14 protein-coding genes and 3 pseudogenes are annotated in these 18,134 nt (G+C 56.4%); 6 read left to right on the forward strand and 11 right to left on the reverse strand.

All coding sequences use genetic code 11. The annotated features are described in order from the left end of the window. Nucleotides 1–53 precede the first annotated feature (53 nt). Nucleotides 54–299 (forward strand): hypothetical protein, encoded by a 246-nt coding sequence (locus tag ATI45_RS10615; RefSeq protein ID WP_098419473.1) that lies wholly within the window; start codon nt 54–56, stop codon nt 297–299. Here ATI45_RS10615 and ATI45_RS10620 read toward each other — a convergent pair. Beyond that, nucleotides 277–1,476: pseudogene (locus ATI45_RS10620) on the reverse strand (inorganic phosphate transporter); the annotation flags it as partial. The gene ATI45_RS10615 and the pseudogene ATI45_RS10620 sit on opposite strands and share 23 nt — an antisense overlap. A gap of 259 nt (nt 1,477–1,735) precedes the next feature. On the opposite strand from ATI45_RS10620, the gene tnpC reads away from it, so the two are divergent. Then, nucleotides 1,736–3,193: an IS66 family transposase gene (gene tnpC, locus ATI45_RS10625; RefSeq protein ID WP_098419474.1), complete on the forward strand. Its 1,458-nt coding sequence runs from the start codon at nt 1,736–1,738 to the stop codon at nt 3,191–3,193. 44 nt (nt 3,194–3,237) lie between these two features. Next, nucleotides 3,238–4,293: pseudogene (locus ATI45_RS10630) on the forward strand (NAD(P)-dependent alcohol dehydrogenase). Between the two features lie 149 nt (nt 4,294–4,442). Here ATI45_RS10630 and ATI45_RS10635 read toward each other — a convergent pair. Both ATI45_RS10635 and mpl read right to left on the reverse strand, forming a co-directional pair. Next, nucleotides 4,443–5,120 (reverse strand): flavin prenyltransferase UbiX, encoded by a 678-nt coding sequence (locus ATI45_RS10635; RefSeq protein ID WP_098419475.1) that lies wholly within the window; start codon nt 5,118–5,120, stop codon nt 4,443–4,445. 38 nt (nt 5,121–5,158) lie between these two features. Then, on the reverse strand, nt 5,159–6,553 hold the full coding sequence (gene mpl, locus ATI45_RS10640) for a UDP-N-acetylmuramate:L-alanyl-gamma-D-glutamyl-meso-diaminopimelate ligase (RefSeq protein WP_179888032.1): 1,395 nt from the start codon (nt 6,551–6,553) through the stop codon (nt 5,159–5,161). 164 nt (nt 6,554–6,717) lie between these two features. Between mpl and ATI45_RS10645 the strand changes: the two genes are divergently transcribed. Both ATI45_RS10645 and ATI45_RS10650 read left to right on the forward strand, forming a co-directional pair. Then, complete coding sequence (locus ATI45_RS10645) at nt 6,718–7,980, forward strand: 6-phosphofructokinase (protein ID WP_098419477.1); 1,263 nt, start codon at nt 6,718–6,720, stop codon at nt 7,978–7,980. A 158-nt stretch (nt 7,981–8,138) separates the two neighbouring features. After that, nucleotides 8,139–9,365, forward strand: coding sequence for an EAL and HDOD domain-containing protein (locus ATI45_RS10650; RefSeq protein ID WP_098419478.1), 1,227 nt, complete (start codon nt 8,139–8,141; stop codon nt 9,363–9,365). 6 nt (nt 9,366–9,371) lie between these two features. Here the strand turns inward: ATI45_RS10650 and ATI45_RS10655 are convergent, their stop codons facing one another. Beyond that, complete coding sequence (locus tag ATI45_RS10655) at nt 9,372–9,623, reverse strand: GrxA family glutaredoxin (protein WP_098419479.1); 252 nt, start codon at nt 9,621–9,623, stop codon at nt 9,372–9,374. Nucleotides 9,624–9,826: 203 nt separating this feature from the next. Between ATI45_RS10655 and ATI45_RS10660 the strand changes: the two genes are divergently transcribed. Further along, the gene (locus ATI45_RS10660) at nt 9,827–10,294 is read left to right on the forward strand and encodes a YqaA family protein (RefSeq protein WP_098419480.1); all 468 of its coding nucleotides are present in this window, start codon (nt 9,827–9,829) and stop codon (nt 10,292–10,294) included. On the opposite strand, the gene ATI45_RS10665 is transcribed toward ATI45_RS10660, so the two are convergent. From ATI45_RS10665 to mrdA, 7 genes and pseudogenes are all read right to left on the reverse strand, one after another. Continuing rightward, nucleotides 10,243–11,679 (reverse strand): ABC1 kinase family protein, encoded by a 1,437-nt coding sequence (locus ATI45_RS10665; protein WP_098419481.1) that lies wholly within the window; start codon nt 11,677–11,679, stop codon nt 10,243–10,245. The two genes, ATI45_RS10660 and ATI45_RS10665, sit on opposite strands and share 52 nt — an antisense overlap. Nucleotides 11,680–11,799: 120 nt before the next feature. Next, the gene (gene lipB, locus ATI45_RS10670; protein WP_098419482.1) at nt 11,800–12,453 is read right to left on the reverse strand and encodes a lipoyl(octanoyl) transferase LipB; all 654 of its coding nucleotides are present in this window, start codon (nt 12,451–12,453) and stop codon (nt 11,800–11,802) included. Nucleotides 12,454–12,455: 2 nt separating this feature from the next. After that, nucleotides 12,456–12,725 carry a YbeD family protein gene (locus ATI45_RS10675; RefSeq protein ID WP_098419483.1) on the reverse strand — a complete coding sequence of 90 codons (270 nt, stop codon included), beginning with the start codon at nt 12,723–12,725 and terminating at the stop codon, nt 12,456–12,458. A gap of 27 nt (nt 12,726–12,752) precedes the next feature. Next, nucleotides 12,753–13,919: a D-alanyl-D-alanine carboxypeptidase family protein gene (locus ATI45_RS10680; protein ID WP_179888034.1), complete on the reverse strand. Its 1,167-nt coding sequence runs from the start codon at nt 13,917–13,919 to the stop codon at nt 12,753–12,755. Nucleotides 13,920–13,998: 79 nt separating this feature from the next. Continuing rightward, nucleotides 13,999–14,973 carry a septal ring lytic transglycosylase RlpA family protein gene (locus tag ATI45_RS10685; protein ID WP_179888405.1) on the reverse strand — a complete coding sequence of 325 codons (975 nt, stop codon included), beginning with the start codon at nt 14,971–14,973 and terminating at the stop codon, nt 13,999–14,001. A gap of 112 nt (nt 14,974–15,085) precedes the next feature. Further along, nucleotides 15,086–16,227 (reverse strand): annotated as a pseudogene (rodA, locus tag ATI45_RS10690) (rod shape-determining protein RodA). After that, on the reverse strand, nt 16,227–18,134 hold the full coding sequence (gene mrdA, locus ATI45_RS10695; protein WP_098419485.1) for a penicillin-binding protein 2: 1,908 nt from the start codon (nt 18,132–18,134) through the stop codon (nt 16,227–16,229). The pseudogene rodA and the gene mrdA overlap by 1 nt, the downstream one beginning before the upstream one ends.

Raw genomic sequence — 18,134 nt, forward strand, 5'->3', positions numbered from 1 at the left:
GGCTCGTGACGGCGTCCCCGCCGACCAATCTTCGAACACGGAGGATTCAGGCAATGGGTTTCAAAGACTTGGTGGCAACGTTCGACGATGCACTGCGCAAACACGACAAGGGCAATTCCCTCAAGCGCAAGGAACTGAAGCATCTCGAGCAGGCACTGAAAAAAAAACGAGCGAAATATCGCGAACGGCTGAACTCCGGCTCGTCAGAGGAAACACCCGCCCAAACCGAGGTTCGCCTGCGCGTAGTCGAGGCGCAACTCGCTAAGCTGCGCGAGCTCAGGGCAAAAGCATCCCTCTGATAGTATAGAACAGTAAAGCCGCTAGCAGTCCCGATACCGGTACCGTAATCAACCATGCAGCCACGATCTTGAACAACGCCGATCGCTTGACGAGCTCCTCGCGGTACACTTTTTTCAGGCCCTTGCGGTCTTTTTTCGAGATCGGCGAGGTGCTGGTGCCATCCTTTTGCTTTTTGAGATTCCCGAGGATTTCTCCCTTCCCTTCGAACGAGGTCTCATCGAACTCCTTAAGCAGACGCTCTACTTTTGCCCGGCTTTCTCCGGCATGGTGCGCCTTGATCTCGTCAATCTTCTGGCGATAGGTGGTTTTGAGATGCTCGCGCAGAAAGCCGACTCCGAACACACCCCCTATGGCAATGTGGGTCGAGCTCACGGAAAGGCCCAGCTGGCTTGCGATAATAACGGTAACCGCCGCGGCCATGGCCACGCAGAAGGCACGCATGCGGTCGAGTTCCGTGATCTCCGATCCGACAGTGCGTATAAGCTTGGGGCCATACAGTGCCAGGCCGAGTGCAATCCCGAGTGCGCCCACCAACAACACCCAGATAGGGATTGCCGCCTTCGCCGCCACGCCACCTTGCAGCACAGCTTCATTGATCGCGGCCAGCGGCCCTACCGCGTTAGCAACGTCATTCGCCCCGTGCGCGAAGCTCAGAAGCGCAGCCGAAAAAATAAGCGGGAAGGTGAAAAGGCTGTCGACTCCAGCTTTACTGTTTTCCACCTCGGCCGACGGACGGGCAATAAGCCATTTTGTGAGCCACCATACGATGGCGCCAACAATCGCGCCAAATCCGCCCGCAGGCAATAACCCGATGTCGACGACCTTACCTAGCCCCTTTATCAAGAGATACGTGGCAAAGACCCAAGCCATTATTGCGACGAACACCGGTACGTTCTTTCTGGCGGCTTGAGCAATGTCCTGCTTGTAGGTAATCTGGCGCTTAATGAGGCACAGGGAAAGTGCTGCAATGGCCCCACCCAGCACCGGCGATATAACCCAGCTCGCGACGATCTGGCCAAACTGGCTCCAATCCACTATATCTGCGCCACCCGCCGCGATACCCGCGCCCATGACACCGCCGACGATTGAGTGGGTCGTGGAGACGGGCGCTCCGACGTATGTGGCCGTATTCAGCCAGAGCGCTGCGGCAAGCGGTGCCGCCTTCATAAGCCAGATGGTAACTATTCAGCTCAAATTTTCTAAAAAAGTTCTTGACAGGGTTTTGACTTCAATTCCGAGAACTTTGGCCGCACTCAGTGCGAGGCCATAAAGTCGTGCGCAGAACCTCCACCATCCTCTCGGTGCAGTCTTGTGCTGTCGCTCATCCCCTGGGCGACGTCGATTTGAAAACCCCGTCAAATCCGCGTTCAGGACGAAAAATTCGACCTGAAAAAGTCGTGCGATGATAATGAATCACTCGACGGTACTCAGACCCATGAAGATCAGTAACATTGATGTCGACGCTGCGCTGGCAAACGTCAGACAACAACTCCAAGCAGACACAACCGTCGCGCCTTCCATGCGGACGGCCATCGAGTTGCTGATTGTGCTGGTCCAGATACTGAGTGGGCGGATTAACACCCACAGTGCCAACAGCAGTAAGCCGCCGTCTCAGGATCCGAACCGCCCCAGACAGAACCGTTTGAAGAGCGGGCGTAAGCCAGGCGGGCAGCCCGGCCGCGTTGGGAAGACGTTGCAACCGGTGGTAGATCCGGATGCCATCCAGCGGGTGAAAGTGGATCGACGCACCTTACCCAAAGGCGGCGCATTTCGGGTTGTGGGCTTCGAGAAACGTCAGGTCGTTGATCTGGACATCCGCCGTTTTGTCACCGAGTACCAGGCCGAGATCCTGGAAAATGCCCAGGGGCAACGTTTTGTGGCGCCTTTTCCGGTCGGTGTAGAACGCTCGGTTCAGTACGGCCCGCAGCTGAAGGCCCACGCGGTCTATCTGTCGCAATACCAGCTCCTGCCCTATGATCGCATCCGCGAGTACTTCGAAGACCAGGTCGGCATCCCGCTGAGTGTCGGCTCACTGTTCAACTTCAATCAGGACGCTTTCAATAAGGCCGCTGAATTTGAGCCGTGGGTCAAGGATCGCCTGGCCGAGGCGTCGGTGGTTCACGCCGATGAAACAGGCGTGAACATCGGTGGTCAACGTCACTGGCTGCACGGCGCATCGAATGACCGACTAACCTGGCTTGCGCCCCATGCACAACGAGGTCAGCAGGCGATGAATGCGATCGGCATCCTGCCGCGCTTCAACGGTGTGCTCTGTCACGATCACTGGAAGCCGTATTACCGTTATTCATGCTTGCACTCTCTGTGCAATGCGCACCACCTGCGAGAACTTCAGCGCGCCTGGGAGCAGGATAAACAGGTGTGGGCTCAACGGATGCAAACTCTACTGAACATCATGACCGACAGCGTCGACGACGCCGGCGGCTGCCTGCCACCGGACAAAGCGCAGCGGTGGCGCAAGGTGTACCGACGCTGCCTGGCAAACGCGCAAAAAGAGTGCCCGCCGCCGGATGAAAGCCAACGCCAGGGCAAGCCCGGGCGGCTCAAACGCACGCGGGCACGCAACCTGCTGGAGCGGCTGATCGCCTACGAAGCGGATGCGCTACGCTTACTCGACAATCCAGAGGGTCCGTTTACCAACAACCAAGGTGAGCGGGACATCCGCATGTTCAAAGTGCAGCAAAAAATATCGGGTTGTTTTCGATCCTTTGAAGGAGCCGAAATCTTCTGTCGCGTGCGCAGTTATCTGTCGACGGCGCGTAAGCAGAACGTGTCTGCCTCGAAAGCCCTGATGCATTTGTTCGAGGGGAGTGTGCCGCCGTTCATGGCGGTGGGTGCGGGTAATGATACGACCGTTTTAAATCAAACCAGCTGAATAGTTACATATGATTTAACATCCGTTGAGGAGCAGCTACAGACATGGCCAACACCAAAGCATACGCCGCACAATCTGTGGAATCAGGCGTCGCACCGTTTGGTTTCGACCGCCGGGAACCTCGGCCCGACGATGTATCCATCGAAATTGATTACTGAGGTGTCTGCCACACCGATATTCATTTCGCGCAGAATGACTGGGGAGTGACTGTTTACCCGGTGGTTCCGGGCCATGAGATTATTCGCCGGGTTACCTCTGTAGGCAGCGATGTCTCAGCCTACCAAGTTGGGGATACCGTTGGCGTGGGTTGCATGGTGGACTCCTGCCGCACCTGCTCCGCCTGCGAATCCGGCCTTGAGCAGTATTGCAAAGAGGGTATGACCGGCACCTACAACGGCGAAGATCGTTACGATCAATCCGTCACTTTTGGTGGCTATTCAGACAACGTGGTCGTCAGCGAGCGTTTCGTGGTCAGGATACCGGAGAAGCTGGACCCCGCCGCCGCTGCACCGCTGCTTTGTGCCGGCATTACCACCTATTCCCCACTGCGCCACTATGGTGTCAAAAAGGGTGACAAAGTGGGGGTCATCGGGATGGGCGGCCTCGGCCATATGGGCGTGAAGATCGCCAAGGCGCTGGGTGCTGAAGTGACCATCTTCACCCGTTCTGAAAGCAAGGTCGCAGAGGCCAAGAAACAGGGCGCCGACCATGTGGTGATTTCCACCGATGAGCAGCAGATGAAGGATGCCACTGAAACTTTTGATTTCATGCTGGATACAGTGCCGGTTCAGCACGACCTGAACCCCTACCTGAACTGCCTCAGCCATGATGGCACCCACATTCTGGTGGGTCTTCTGGAGCCGATTGACCCCGCGCTGGAAGCTGGCAATCTGGTCCTTAAACGTCGGGTGTTGGGCGGCTCGCTGATCGGTGGCATGCCAGAAACCCAGGAAATGCTCGAATTCTGCGCTGAACACGACATTAGCTGCGATATCGAGATGCTCGATATCAAGAATATCAACGAAGCTTACGAGCGCATAAAAAAAGGCGATGTGAAGTATCGCTTCGTGATTGATATGGCAACTTTGAAAGACGCCTGATTCAATAGAGAAGCTGGGACAAAGCTATTTTTAAGCGCCTAACCCGCCGCAAAAGAAAACGTTGCAGAACTCTACCAGCGGTTTGTCTTGCCGCTTCTGTAGGGTTGAAGTGATCACTCTTTCTACAGCGACCGCTAGGGCCCCAAAGCTCACGCCCCCTTAAGCTTGCGCGCCACCCGTTCTTCGCCCCAGCGCGGCATCAGTTTCTGATCAACACCCAAGTGATCCAGCAAACGCGCCACCACAAAATCCACCAGATCGTTGATGGTTTCCGGGTTGTGATAAAAGCCCGGGCTTGCCGGCATGATGACGGCGCCCATGCGGGTCAGTTTCAGCATGTTCTCCAGGTGCACTTCTGAATAGGGCGCCTCCCGCGGCACCAGTATCAGCTGGCGGCGTTCTTTCAGGGCTACGTCCCCTGCCCTTTCTATCAGGTTGTTGCTAGCGCCTGTGGCCAGGGCCGACAGGGTGCCGGTGCTGCAGGGGCAAATCACCAGCGGGGCTTTTTCGCCGGAACCGGAGGCCGGCGGTGAAAACCAGTCTTCGCGGCCAAATACCAGTACCTGGCCTGGGGCTGCCTGGCTGTATTCGCTCAGGCACTGTTGCATGGCCGGCGGTGTGCCGGGCAACTTCAGGTCGGTTTCGGTGGCAATCACAATCTGCGCGGCTTTGCTGATCATCACCTGAACCCGGCAGCCGGCGGCTACCAGGCATTGCAGCAGACGCAGGCCGTAAGGCGCGCCAGAAGCGCCGGTAAACGCCAGATTGATGACTCGCTGGGCATTGTCTGTTGCTGCTGTGTCACTCACTGCGGGCACCTCACTCATGCACGGCTTGCTCCGATTCCAGGGCTGCGTAATTTGAATTACCCGTTGATACGTTCGATTTCAGCAATCAGTCGTTGATGAATGCCGCCAAAACCACCGTTGCTCATAATCACAATGTGGCAGGGGCTGGGTAAGTCGGCCATTACCCGCGCAATCACATCGTCTACCGATGCTTCTACCTGATGCAAGCTACTGTCGGCGTTGACCTGTTGCCAGCGCTCAACCAGTTCCGGCAACCAGCTGGAATCGTTCAGGTTGGCCCAGAGCACGCGATCGGCGGCGGCCGCGCTGGGCAACAGGGTGTCGCTGTGTACGCCCTGTTTCATGGTATTGGAACGGGGCTCGATCAACGCCAGCACCGGCTCGTCGCCCACCTGTTTACGCAATCCGTCCAGGGTAGTGGCGATGGCTGTGGGGTGATGGGCGAAGTCGTCGTATACCTTGACGCCATTGATGTCCGCCAGCAGCTCCATACGCCGTTTTACTCCCGAAAACCGGCACAACGCGCTAATGGCATGATCTGGAGTAACGCCCACATGACGCGCTGCGGCAATGGCCGACAGGGCGTTACGCACGTTGTGCAGGCCAGTTTGGGCCCACTTTACGGCGGCCACCGGTTGCTCGTGATGCAGCACCATGAAATGGCTGCCGTCGTCGCTCAACAGCTCGGCTCGCCAGTGGCTTGGGCTGTTTGCTTCACCACCAATAGAAAGCGTTTGCTGCGGGGTCCAGCAGCCCAGGGCAATGGCGTTGTCCAGGTGGCTATCCAGCGTCGGGCGCAGAATCAAGCCCTGGGACGGCACGGTGCGAATCAGGTGATGGAACTGGCGCTCGATGGCTTCTACGTTGTCAAAAATATCGGCGTGGTCGAATTCCAGATTGTTCAGAATCAAGGTGCGAGGGCGGTAGTGGACAAACTTCGAACGCTTGTCGAAAAACGCGCTGTCGTATTCGTCGGCTTCAATCACAAAAAAGTCACTGCTGCCCAGGCGCGCAGACACCGGCAAATCCTTCGGCACGCCGCCTACCAGATAACCGGCGTCAAACCCGGCCTGCTCCAGTATCCACAGCAGCATGGCGGTGGTGGTGGTTTTGCCGTGGGTGCCGGCTACCGCCAGCACCCAACGCTGGTGTAACACTTCCCGTGCCAGCCATTCGGGACCGGACATATAGGGAATATTGCGGTTAAGCACCTGTTCCACTTCGGTGTTACCGCGGGACATGGCGTTGCCGATCAGCACCAGATCGGGCCGCGGTTTGAGGTTGTCAGGGTGGTAACCTTCAATCAGCTCGATTCCCTGAGCTTGCAGCTGGGTACTCATGGGCGGATAAACGCCTAGATCAGAGCCTGTCACCTTGTGCCCCAGCTCACGGGCCAATACGGCCAGGCTACCCATAAAGGTGCCGCAAATACCCAATATATGAATGTGCATGAAACCGACCGCCTCCTGATAAAAACGCTGCCAAGCGTCCCCCATACGCTGCGGTCCGTCAAGCATGCGATGCTGACCGTTTCAGTTTTACCGGTCATGAAAATTGCCGGCAATTGTCGTATCATGCGCACCATCGTCGAACCAGTGAGAGGCTTACCTGCCAGATGGCCATTAAAAACGCATTTTACGCACAATCCGGTGGCGTTACCGCCGTTATAAACGCCAGCGCCTGTGGCGTTATTCAAACCGCCCGCCGGCACCCCGACAAAATCGGCAAGGTGTACGCCGGTCGTAACGGTATTCTCGGTGCGCTGAAAGAAGAACTGATCGATACCAGTCTGGAATCTGACGACGCCATTGCCGCCCTGATGCATACCCCCGGCGGTGCTTTTGGATCCTGTCGCCACAAGCTGAAAAATATTTCCGAAAACCGCCGCGAATACGAGCGTTTAATTGAAGTGTTCCGCGCTCACGACATCGGTTATTTCTTTTATAACGGCGGTGGCGATTCCCAGGACACCGCTTACAAGGTATCGCAGATCAGCGAAAAAATGGGCTATCCCATTACCTGCATCGGTGTGCCCAAAACCGTTGATAACGATCTGCCCTTCACCGACTGCTGCCCCGGCTTTGGCTCGGTTGCCAAGTACATTGCCATCTCCACGATGGAAGCCAGCCTGGACATCAAATCCATGTGCGAGACCTCCACCAAGGTGTTCATTCTGGAGGTGATGGGCCGCCACGCTGGCTGGATTGCAGCCTCCGGCGGGCTTGCCGGTCAGGGCGAAGGCGAGCCGCCGCACATTATTCTATTCCCGGAAATCCCGTTTGATCGAGAGGCCTTCCTGGCCCGGGTGGATTTTTGCGTGAAGGAATACGGTTATTGCGTCATTGTTGCGTCCGAAGGCGCCCAATACGAAGACGGCCGCTTTCTGGCGGAAGCCGGAGCCCGCGACGCCTTTGGCCACACCCAGCTAGGTGGCGTTGCACCGGCGCTGGCAAATCTGATGAAGCAGGCTCTGGGCTACAAGTACCACTGGGCCGTAGCCGATTACCTGCAGCGCAGTGCACGCCATATCGCCTCGGCCACTGACGTAGAGCAGGCCTACACCGTTGGCAAGGCGGCAGTGGAAATGGCCATTGCCGGCAAGCAGGCGCTGATGCCCATCATCGTTCGCGAGCAAGCCAAGCCTTATCGCTGGAGAGTGGGCGAGGCACCGCTGAGCGAAGTGGCTAACCAGGAAAAGAAAATGCCCATTCACTACATCACCGATGATGGCTTTGGCATTACCCAGGACTGCCGTGACTACCTGAGCCCGCTGATTCAAGGCGAAAGTTTTCCACCTTTTGAAAACGGCTTGCCAAAAGTAGCCAAACTGAAAAACCAGCTGGTAGAAAAGCGCCTTAAAACTGCATTCGAACTCTGAGACAACCCCTTCATTACTCAGTGCGGTAGCCCCCGGCTGCCGCACTGCCAGCGTCGCAGTCAAAAAAATATCCGGTGTTTGAGCGGCAGCTGCTTTATTGTATGCTGAGAACTGTCTTGGCTTTGAAGCCAGTGTTATTCCCTGGGTGCTAATGATTCATGCCGAACTCACCAAAACCCGATACCAGCTCTTATTGCATTGCTCTGCAGCCAATTTGCGACGCCAATATGGCCCACGTGGCCGACGAGCTGCTTTACCGAGCCACCTCAGGCGCGAGTTCCGCTGTTATAGAAAATGGCCTTACCGCCACTGCGCGGGCCTGCAATGCGGCCTTTTACGAAGCCGGTATAGAATCACTTTGCGGCCGTAGGCAGCTGTTTTTCAATGCCCCGCGCGAATGGCTGTTGAACCCGGCATTACTGCCGCCCAGCCCAAAGCAGGTGGTTATTGAGGTACTGGAAAGCGTAGAGGGTGACGAAGAGGTCCTTGCAGCACTGAGGCATATAAAATCCCAGGGCTACACCGTAGCACTGGATGATTTTGTACTGACCGACTCCACCCAACCGCTTTTGGACCTGGCCGACATTATCAAACTGGACATGCTGGAGCAGCCTCCTACCAGAAAGCAGGTAGAACACTACCTGGCTCGCGGCATCACCCTGCTGGCCGAAAAGGTGGAAACCAAAAAAGAGTTTGATCAGGCCAAGGCCATTGGATTTACTCTTTTTCAGGGTTACTTTTACGCCCATCCGGAGACCCGTCAATCCACCGCCTTCAAGCGCGGGCGCAATCAATCGGCACAACTTCGCCTTCTGGGCGAATTACAAAAACCCGAAGCGGACTACAACGAACTGGAGCGGTTGCTGGTGCAGGAACCCCAGCTGGGGGTGCAAATGCTGCGTACAGTGAATTCGGCAAGCTACAATCTGTCTCAGAAAATCGTTAGTTTGCGCCAGGCCCTGGGACTTCTGGGGCTGAACCGCCTTCGTAATCTGGTCACCATGCTGGTACTGGCTCATGACGACCCGTGCAACATGTTGCTATTGCCACAGGCGCTGACCCGTGCAGCCATGTGCGCACGGCTGGCCGCACGAGACTGCAAGGAGAACAAAGAGCCCGCATTCATGGTGGGCTTGCTGTCGATGGTTGATGTGCTGCTCGGCCAAAAGTTGGAGCTGTTGTGTGACCATATCGCCCTTGCTCCAAATATCAGGCAAGCTCTGCTTGCTCACAAGGGCCCTCTCGGCAAGACCCTTCATTTGGTAAAAGCCTTTGAGAAGGGCCGCCTGAAAAATGCCAGTGACGAAACGGTCACCACACTTAACCAATATTTTCTGGAAAGTCGGATCTGGACCAATCAGGTTCTGGATGGAATGGACAAATAGACGCGATTAATGCTCGGCTGTTTCTTGCTGGCGTACAAAAGCGGAGAATTCATCATAACCGCCAATGTGTTGTTCACCCACGAAGATCTGCGGCACAGTATGAACAGGCTTGCCGATTTTCTGAGCAATGTCCGCCTTGGTAATGTCTTCTTCAATCATGTCGACCCATTTGAACTCGAAACCGCGAGCTTCGCACAGACGAATGGCCCCTACGCAGAAACCACAGCTGGTACGACCGAAAATTGTAACCTTTTCCATAACTCGCTCCCGTTATCAATGCTTGCCTGTTCGTTTGACGGCTATTAGCTTGGTGAATGTTGGGTGTGTATCTAAGGATATGATGGCATGGCTGCCAGGGAATGAAAATTGACTGTTTGAATAGACGCGATAGTCTAGTATCAGGTTTAGCCAGCTATGCTGTAGGCCAGGGCTGAGCCAATCAATCCTCAACCGGAGAACCCGTGGTATACCTGACCCTGTTCGCCACTGCTTTTGCCGCTGCTACGCTGCTGCCCGCGTATTCGGAAATCCTTCTGGGCACCCTTCTGGCCCAGGGCTATGGGCCATTCTGGTTGTGGTTTGCGGCCACAACCGGAAATACACTGGGATCTGTGGTGAACGGAATCATCGGGCGCCAAGTGGATCGATTCAAGCACAAGCGCTGGTTTCCGATGACCGAAGTGCAGCTGCACAATGCGCGCAACCGCTTTAACCGCTTTGGCCAATGGTCGTTACTGATGGGCTGGCTACCGATTGGCGGCGACGCGCTTACGCTAGTCGGCGGTATTATGCGCGTGCCCTGGCTGAACTTTGTCATTCTGGTCGGCATCGGCAAGGGTCTGCGCTATGCCATTGTGATGTGGCTGGTACTCAGTGCCTACGGTCCCGAAATCGAGTCGCTGGTGTCTGGTTTAGTGCTCTCGGGATAAAGATAACGCCGTAGCATTGGCTCGCCGTTGAACTCTGACTGCAAAACGGCAATAAACGTGTAAACCCCGATCAACTTGCGATTCAGAAACACGAATTCTTTTGGTGGCACGCGAAAGTAACGACTAATGGCAGAACGAGCGGCCTGGCGCGCTACTCTTGAAGGCAGGTCGCTTTGTTTCCAGCGATACTGGCCTGCGCTGTTCACAGCCTCGGCTGGCCATTCGCTGGGGTCGCCAATCAACGGCTCCAACACTGACATACACACCCGACCAAAGGTTTCCAGAACCTCAGTGGGCCAGTCACGGCTCATAAACCGGAGCTGCACGCCGCCATCGATTACCGCGTCCAGATCGCTTTCATAGGAGGCACGAATCATCTGGATTACCGGCTGTAGAAACTCATCGCTATAGCGCTGCACCGCGCCAAAATCCAGCAGCACAATACGATCGTGGTCTGCTTCTGCGCCCGGCTCCCCGGCCAAGCGAATGCGATAGTTGCCAAAGTTCGGGTCGGTCTGAATTTCGCCCCAGTCAAACAACTCGCGAAAGAACAGCTCCAGCGCGGACTTACCCAGCTCACTGCGGCGCTCCAAAGAGATTCCGGCAACCGTGGGCGAGTTAACCGAGTGACCGCGCTCATAAGTGGAGGCAATCACCTGGGCGCTGGAGTATTCCGGCAGCACCCGCGGCACAATGAAACGCGGATCGTCTAGCAGCATTTGACGAAAACGTTCAGTGGTGTCGGCTTCCAGGCGGTAATCCACCTCGCGGTGCATCATGACCCGCACTTCGTCCAGCCAGTCGTCGAATTCCGGGCCAAAATTAACTAAACGGGCCATTTTCAGCATCTTGGCGACGGAGTTCAGATCGCTGTCGACCGCATCCCCCACACCGGGATACTGCACTTTCAGCACCAGTTCCAGGCCATCACTCAGGCGCCGGGCGCGATGAACCTGGCCCAGTGAAGCGGCGCCAATAGGCTGATGCTCAATGTCCAGCTGCGCCAGGCGCTCATTGCCCAATTCCGATTGCAGCACGCGCTCAATGGCCGGCCACGCCAAAGACGTGGTCTGATCTTCCAGCGTGTGCAGGGCTTCGGTGACTTCATCGGGCAGAAAATGCTCGCCGTACAAGGCCATCACCTGACCAATCTTGACCACGCTGCCTTTTAGCTGGCCCAGCTCGTTCACCAGAAAGCGAGCCTGGGACGACATCATGGCTTTGTGACGTTGTTCGCGGCGCTCCTTACCACCCAGCCAATTGGTCGCCATGTGGGAAGCCATGCGGGTGCCGGCAAACAGACCGGCACGGGTGAGGCTTAGCCTGCGTTCGAAGCTGCCGGTTTTTATGCGTGAGACAGAGTTGTCTGATCCCTTTTTTGCCATAAATACTCTCCAGCCCTAAATCTCTCCAGCTTAAATGCTCTTTAACTTAAAGACTCTTTAACTCAAATATTCACGAACTTAAACTTTTTTAGCCCGGCATTGCCACATCTTGACGCAGATTTACCAGCTCTGCTGCCAGCTTACCGAGCCCTCGCCTGCCAGGCTATGGCCCAGAGCAGCCACCAGATGTTCGGCAAGCTGCCGCTCTATTTGTGCAAATGTGGCGTGCTGCGCAAAGTCCTGAACCTGGCACATGGCCATACCGGCATAGCCACACGGATTGATTCGCGCGAAAGGTTCCATGTCCATGGCAACATTCAACGCCAGGCCGTGAAATGAACAACCACGCCGCACACGCAAACCCAGCGAGGCGATTTTCGCGCCATCCACATAAACCCCCGGCGCATCGGCCCGCGGCGCGGCGCTTATACCCAAAGGTGCGAGAGTGTATACGATGGACTGTTCAATATGGCTGACCAACGCGCGAATACCCAAGGCACTGCGAGTCAGGTCAATCAACAGATAAATGACCAATTGGCCGGGGCCGTGGTAGGTCACCTGACCACCCCGGTCTACCTGAACCACCGGTATATCACCGGGCGCCAGAATATGCTCGGCCTTACCGGCCTGCCCCTGGGTATAAACCGGCGGGTGCTGCAGGCACCAGAGCTCGTCAGCGCTGTTTTTATCACGGCTGGCGGTGAATGCCTGCATGGCATGCCAGGTTTTCAGGTAGGGCTGCTCACCCAATGAGCGCACAATCAGTTGGCTCACGGTTACAACACCATGTGCACACGGCCGCTGGCTTTAAGCTCGTTAAAAAGCGCCTGCAGTTGTGGCTCCCCGGTTGCAACCATGGTCAGCCGCACCGAGCAGAAACGGCCGTTGCGGCTGTCGTTTACAGTCACGGTGCTGGCATCTGGCCTCGGTGCATGGCGCTCAACCACTGCCAGCACAAACTCCCTGAAATCCGGGGCTGCATTACCAATCACTTTGATCGCGTAATCGCAGGGGAATTCGATTTTTGGCGCTTTTTCGTCACTCATCTTGCTGTCCGGCTATAGGGTTATGGCTTACTGAAAAAACTTCACAAAAAACAGTTTTACCGCGTCCCAGATACGCTTGAAAAACCCGCCCTCAGGCACATCTACCAGCGCCAACACGGGCTGATCTACAAGCACTTCGCCCTGAAACGAAACCTTGATGCGGCCCAGTTCATCGCCAGCACTGACCGGTGCTTTAACCACTGAATCCAGGTCTATGACAGATTCCAGCTGATTGCGGGCACTGCGGGAAATGGTGACATAAACATCTTCAAGCACCCCAACCGGCAAGGTGTTGGCAGCACCACCCCAAACCGGCGACTGGATCAGTTCCTGGCCTGCACTGAACAGGCGCTCGCTCTGATAGTAACGGAAGCCGTAGTTCAGCATTTTCTGCACTTCCTGTGAGCGCGACTCCGCACTGCGAGCGCCCATCACCACCGCTATAAAACGGGTGTCATCGCGTTTTGCCGAGGCAACCAGACAATATCCGGCCTCTTCGGTGTGTCCGGTTTTCAGCCCGTCTACGCTGTTGTCACGCCACAACAAGCTGTTGCGATTTGGCTGCCGGATGTTGTTGAAAGTGAACTGCTTTTCGGCGTACATCGGATAGGTTTCAGGGTAGTCGTTGATAGTGGCCTGAGCCAAAAGAGCCAAGTCTTGAGCGGTTGAATAGTGGTTGGGTGACGGCAATCCGGTGGCGTTCTCGAAATTGGTATTGGTCATGCCCAAGAGTTCAGCCTGCTGATTCATGATGTCGACAAACGCACCCTCGCTGCCGGCAACAAATTCCGCCAAAGCCACAGAGGCGTCGTTACCGGATTGAATCACCACTCCACGTAACAAATCTTCTACCGATACGCTGGTGCCCTCACGCACAAAGGTACGGGAACCTCCGGTTTGCCAGGCAGTAACGCTGATGGGCACCATGTCGCCCATGGCAATGCGGCCTTCATCCAGCTCGCGCTCAACAATGTAGGCAGTCATCATTTTAGTCAGGCTGGCAGGCGGCAGGCGCTCGCTGCTGTTGTTTGCCATAATGAAGTGCCCGCTTTTGGGCTCCATCAACACGTAGGAACTGCCGGCAATCTGCGGCGGCGCCGGTATCAGTACGGTCTGGGCCAGTGCGTTGCCAGCGACGACCAGCAACAGTGTGTACACAAAAAAAGCGGAACGGAACAGAGATATAAAAGCCATGGTTTTTTTCATTTATCGGTCAGTGTATGGATAGGATTTACCGGCGGCTCTTCTGCCTAGATAAGCCAGCGCGAATCGGTCAGCGAGCGTCCGTCAGCAAAATGGTTTGATTGAAGCCGTGGGTCTGCAGCAACTGCTGGGCTTGCAGGGCGCTCTGTTCATTGTTGAAAGGGCCGGCCTGAACGCGGTGAAAACGCCCGCTACCGGTGTCAGCCACTTTAACCCGCATGGGTGTCTGCATCTGGTCTTGAACCTTTCGTATCAGATTTTTTGCCGCAACGTTGCTGGAGAATGACGCCAACTGCACGAATACTCCTTGAGCTGCAGACGCGACGGCTGTTGCGCTATCCGGACGTTCTGCCGGAGCCGGAGCCGGAGCCGGCCCCGCCGCCACCACAGGTTCACGCTGAGGTTCTGGGCCCTTGGGCTTTGATTGCACAGCCACCGCTTGCGACCTGGCAGCTCCACCAAACGGTTTATTGGCCAAGAACATGGCGCCGTCCGGGCTAACCGTTATCGCTGCCACTTCTACCTTTGCGACACCCTGGCCCTGGTAACCCAGCCGTTTGGCTGCAGCGTAAGACAAATCAATCATCCGGTCGCCATGAAAAGGACCGCGGTCGTTTACCCGCACAATTACCGAGCGGCCGTTGGCAAGGTTGGTCACCCGCGCGTAGCTGGGAATGCGCAGTGACTTGTGGGCGGCGGTCATCTGGTACATATCGAACACTTCGCCGTTAGAGGTTTTGTGGCCGTGAAACTTTTCACCGTACCAGCTTGCCATGCCTTCGGCCACATACCCGTCGTTGTCGTCCATCACGCTGTATTGTTTGCCCCACACGGTGTAAGACGATTTGTTGCCCGCCCGCCGCGGCTCTTCAAAGCGCGGTTGCGCATCTTTTAGCCCGGAGGCGTCAAAGTTGCCGTCAGGCGCGCGATCCTGGCGGATCGTATAACGGCCGGAATGATCTTTTTCCGGGGGCGCAGAAGCACAGCCGACCAGCATGGCCAGAGCTCCCGCCAACACGACCCACAGGGCAGACTTGATGATCACAGTGGGATATCCCCCATAATTGAAAACCGCAAAAGCGGGCAAGGCCCCATTCTAACGGCTGCGGCTGGCACTACGCCATTACCGGGCAGCCATGGTTGCGATCCGGAACTGTTCACGAACAGATCATGCGGCGGTGGGTGTGAATCGACATCAACACCCCGAAGGCCGCCATAAGGGTAACCCCGGAGGTACCGCCGTAACTGACCAGGGGCAGCGGCACGCCGACCACAGGCAGCATTCCGCTGACCATACCAATATTGACAAAAATATAAATGAAAAACGTCATGGTCAATGCACCTGCCAGCAAGCGACTAAAGGAATCCTGGGCAGAAACTGCGATGTGAAGGCAGCGCAGAACAATCAGAAAATACACGGTTAGCAAAACCAGCATGCCGACAAAGCCAAACTCTTCCGCCAGCACCGCCACAATGAAGTCGGTGTGGCTTTCGGGCAGAAATTCCAGACGCGACTGGGTGCCGTGTAGCCAGCCCTTGCCATCGTAGCCACCGGAACCGATAGCGGTTTTAGACTGGATGATATTCCAGCCTGCCCCCAACGGGTCACTTTGCGGATCCAGCATGGTCAGCACCCGCTGTTTTTGATAATCGCGCATGCCGTACATCCACATCACCGGCGCCGACACCGATACCAACGCAAAAAATGCCGCAATGAGCTTCCAGCTGATACCGGCAAAAAACACCACGAAAATACCCGCCATGCCGACCAGCAGGGAGGTGCCCAAATCAGGCTGTTTGACGATCATCACCATAGGCACCAGCACGATGGCCATACCCACCGCCAGATGACGCAAGCGTGGCGGCAGATAGTGACGCGACAGATACCAGGCGGCCATCATCGGCACCACCAGCTTCATGTATTCCGAAGGTTGGAACCTGGGCAAGCCGGGAACCGCCAGCCAGCGCTGAGCGCCCTTGGCACCAACGCCCACCAGCAGCACAGCCACCAGAGCCACCAGACCGAGGGAGTAAAACAGCGGTGCCCAGCGGCGAAACACGGCGGGGTCAAGCTGGGCCAGCACTACCATTGCGACGAAGGCAATTCCCAGACGAATACCCTGGCCTTAACAACGTCTATATTGCGGTCGGCACCGCTGTAAAGCACAAAAAGGCCGCCACCCATCAGCATCAGCAGCAACACCAGCAGAATGGGGTCCAGATGCACCGTAGCCCAGAAACCGCGGGGGTTTCCCAAGGAGCTGCTGTCGGTGCCGTGCAATATATCCCGATTGGCCATCAGCGAGGGCCCTCGACATTGGCGATGTCTGCGGCGGCGCTGCCCTCTCTATCACCCCCGCCTTCGCCGAATTCCAACAGCCAGGCGTCAAACAGGGCGCGCGCCATCGGCGCAGCGGTACTGCTGCCGCCACCGCCGTTTTCCACAATCACCGACACAGCAATCTGCGGATTATCTACCGGCGCAAAACCAACAAACAGCGCGTGATCGCGCAGCCGCTCTCTCACTTCCTCCGCATCGTACTCTTCATCTTCAGCTAAGGAAAAAACCTGGGCTGTGCCGGTTTTACCAGCCATTCGGTAGCTAGCGTTTGCACCAGCGGCTCGGGCGGTTCCGCGCGCGCCGTGCATCACATCGGCCATGGCCTCCACTACAAACTCCCAGTCATCCGGATTCTTTAGCGTTAACGGCGCGTGATTTTGCTCCGGCAAAAAACTCGTGAGATCGTTGTTGCCGTCAATACTTTTTAGCAGCCGCGGCTCTACCCAATAACCACGGTCGGCAATCAGCGCTGTGGCTGTTGCCAACTGCAAGGGCGTGGCCAACATAAAACCTTGGCCGATACCCAAATTAACCGTGTCACCGGGGTACCAGGGCTCCTGGCGGGCGCCCTGTTTCCATTCCTTCGAAGGCAGCAGGCCACTCAGCGCCCCCGCCACGTCCAGCGCGGCGTCTTCACCGAATCCAAATCGAGAAAGATAGTGGTGAATGGTATCAACCCCCATGTCCACCGCGATTTCGTAAAAATACACATCGCAGGATTGGGTTATGGCCAGGTCAAGGTCAACCCACCCATGCCCTGAACGTTTCCAGTCCCGATAGCGCCGTCCAGACGAGTTCAACTGGAAATAACCTGGATCCCACACCCGGCGTGTGCGATTTGTTGCACCGCTATCCAGTGCCGCAATCGCCAGCATCGGTTTCAGAGTAGAGCCAGGGGGGTACTGCCCACGAAGGGCGCGGTTAAACAAAGGTTTATCGCGGCTTTCACTCAGTTCGCGATAGTCTTCTACGCTGATGCCGGTCACAAACTGGTTGGCGTCAAACCCCGGTACACTGGCCAACGCCAGAATACCGCCTGTTGCCGGTTCAATCGCCACAATGGCTCCGCGCCGACCGTCAAGCAGCTTGTGGGCCAGCTTCTGTAAGCGCAAATCCAGATGCAGCTGAATATTTTCACCGGGCACCGGATTTTTGCGCTCCAACACCCTAAGGGTGCGGCCACGAGCGTTGGTTTCAACATGCTGGTAGCCAACCTTGCCGTGCAGCTGCTGCTCGTAAAAACGCTCAATTCCAGATTTTCCGATGTAATTAGTACCGGCGTAGTTAACCGGATCAATACGCTGCAACTCACTTTGATTAATGCGCCCCACGAAGCCCAAGGCATGGGCGGTCAATTCGCTGTGGGGGTAGTAACGCACCAGCTCGGCCTGCACTGCTACGCCCGGTAACTCATGGCGCAGCACCGCTAGCCGGGCGATTTCCTCTTCATTAAGATCATAACGCAGAGGCAGTTCCTGAAACGGACGGCGGCGCTCTTTCAAGCGGCGCTGAAAGCGTTCAAGGTCTTCATCGGAAATGGACAGAATGGTTTGCAGGCGCGCCAGGGTAGCGCTCATATCAGTAATGCGCTCGGGCACCAGAGTCACGCTGAACACCGGGCGATTTTCCGCCAGCAGCACGCGGTTGCGATCGTATACCAACCCCCGGGGCGGGGGCACCGACTGCACCTGAACCCGGTTCTTGTCTGATAGCGTGGTGTAAATCTCGTGTTCTACCACCTGCAACTGGTACAGGCGCGCAATCAACGCCCCCGTTAGCAGCACCACAATAATCAGCATGACCAGGGTGCGGCGCTGGAACAAACGGCGTTCAGCGGCTATGTTCTTGAATTCACCCCAAGGCAT

The sequence above is a fragment of the Marinobacter sp. LV10MA510-1 genome, from assembly GCF_002563885.1.
Taxonomy (GTDB): Bacteria; Pseudomonadota; Gammaproteobacteria; order Pseudomonadales; family Oleiphilaceae; genus Marinobacter.